Source organism: Arthrobacter liuii (genome assembly GCF_014639275.1).
Lineage (GTDB): Bacteria > Actinomycetota > Actinomycetes > Actinomycetales > Micrococcaceae > Arthrobacter > Arthrobacter liuii.
Genome location: NZ_BMFW01000071.1, coordinates 1 through 2105 on the forward strand (window position 1 = coordinate 1; position 2105 = coordinate 2105).

2 protein-coding genes are annotated in these 2105 nt (G+C 63.0%); both read right to left on the reverse strand.

What is annotated here, in order from left to right; all coding sequences use genetic code 11:
- Nucleotides 1-713, reverse strand: a 713-nt coding sequence (locus IEW19_RS23090) for a multicopper oxidase domain-containing protein (protein WP_188573882.1), incomplete at its 3' end; no start/stop codon positions are given.
- A gap of 1122 nt (nucleotides 714-1835) precedes the next feature.
- A partial coding sequence (locus tag IEW19_RS23095; protein WP_188573883.1) for a hypothetical protein occupies nucleotides 1836-2105 on the reverse strand: 270 nt, incomplete at its 5' end.

The following is a 2105-nucleotide window of genomic DNA, read 5'->3' on the forward strand; positions in this document are numbered from 1 at the left end:
ACCAGCGTGTGGGTGTCGACGTTCTGCAGGGGCTCGGGCAAACCAGCGCGGGTGTCCCCAATGACAAGGGCTCCGGACAGGCCGGCGGAGATCTGGTTCTCCACATCCCCCGGGGTGAATGGCGCCGAGTTCGTGTTGCCCGGCGTGGCCATCCCCAGCATTCCCGTCGTGGCATGCCCGCCGTGCATTCCGTTCATGTCATTCTTCGGGCATTCGGTGGACATGGCGTGGCTGTGGTACCAGTAGGTGCCGTGCGGATGGTCAGCCGGAATAGCCAGCCTGTAGGTGAAGGTCGCCCCGGGAGGGATGCACAAGGAGGGGTTGTCAGAGTCCCCTGAAGGCGAAACGTGCAGACCGTGGAAATGAAGGTTTGTTGCCAAGTTCAGACGATTATGCAAGGTAATGGACACCGTCTGTCCCGGCTCGGCATTAATCGTCGGCGCCGTGAAGGAGCCGTTGTAGGACTGCCCCCAAATCTGCTGGCCCGACAGTTCGAAACGCGTCTTGGACGCCTCCAGCGTCACTGCCAGATTGCCATCGAACCCGGCCCCGACCGACGGCGGGTCAACCAGCACCGCTCCGGGAGCCATTCCCCGGGTTTGCGCTGCCGCCAGCTCCATATGCCCCGCAGCTGACGAGGTTTTGCCGAGCACCCCCACAAGGCCCAAGGTGGTCAGCATGCTCACGGCCAGGACCACAGCAGGAACGAGCATTCTTAGATTGGGCACGCATTCCCGGGACTCGCCGGAACGGACGCGTGAACGGAAGTGAGGCATCGGTACTCCTGGACGGGGGCAGCCGCGGCCCGGACCGGAACCGCCAAGAGATCGTAACAAAGGTTAGCCTTTCCTTACCAATCCTTCCTTACCGTTCATCCTCCCGTTACCTTGGCAACGAGTCGTCCTAACTGACTCCTCCGAACCGGCCGCGGCCGCTTCGGAGAACTGGAAAACCCGCGCACCGAGGGCCTGCTGCTTTGTCCGTTCCCTAGACCCTGAACTGGTGTGGCTCCCACACGAGCACAAACCGTTGACACTCGAGCCTGGAGCCGGCCGATAACCCCCCGACAAAGGAACACGGCCGAACACTCCCGTGCGTGGATCCCGCGTCTGACACGGGGTTTCTCTTTCATTACCGGCGTATAGTCAGAATGAACCGTTGGAGGCCGCCGAATGCCTCACCTGGCGCGGCAATCCCAGCCCCGAGGCCCAGGAAAGCGCGGCGACTGTGCGCAGGGGGTCCATGACATGGGCGAAACAGTCGGCAAGGCAAACTCCTAGATCGTTTGGCAAAAATCAGCACGAGCCAAACGGCGCAGCTTACCCCTCTGGCAACAACCCCAGGCCTCCGCGTTAACAGCACGCAAAATTCACACACCTACCCCTTCTCAGCAAGCTCAAAAACAGAACCGCCCAAATTTCGTTGACATGCCACGACCCTATCCACGGAATTCCACGCACGGGCTGTCGTCCTGCTACGGGCCGCCAAATCGATAGGCGGCGTGCCAGCCGAGTTGGGCATTAGTGAGGGTTGCCCTCACAGCTGGCTCCGTCAGGACTGGGCCGACCGTGGCGCACCCGCGAGACTTACGAGCCCGGAGACACAGAATCGGAGATCCGCAAGCGCGCAGCGACGCATCACCACGCGGCGTCCCGACGAACATGATGTCAGCGGTTAAGCTTCCGCTGGTACGTGCCAAGGCGGCCCTGACACGGTCCGGGGCCTGTCTTCAAACGCCATCCCTTAAGCCTCACCCCCAGTCGCCGAATGCCAACGGCCGGGCCTCCCAATTTGGAGGCCCGGCCGTTGCCGGGTTGGCGATTCTTTGGTGTTGGTTAGCCGTCGGTGTCGGTTGCCGAGGCCTTCGCCGGTGTCTGGGCGGTTCCGGCGTCGACTTCGTCGGGGGTGAGGATCTTGTCTTCACCCGGGTAAGGCTGGGTGAAGTTGTGGGCGGCGTACCAGTCGGCGTGGTTCAGTCGGGCGGGGTTGGCGCGGTCCGGGCCTTTCCAGTCCTGCTTCTTGGACCAGTCAGCCCAGGCCTGGGCGGCAGGCTGCGCAGCGGCCGGGGCAGCTGCTGCCGGGGATCCATTCAGGGTGTCCAGCGG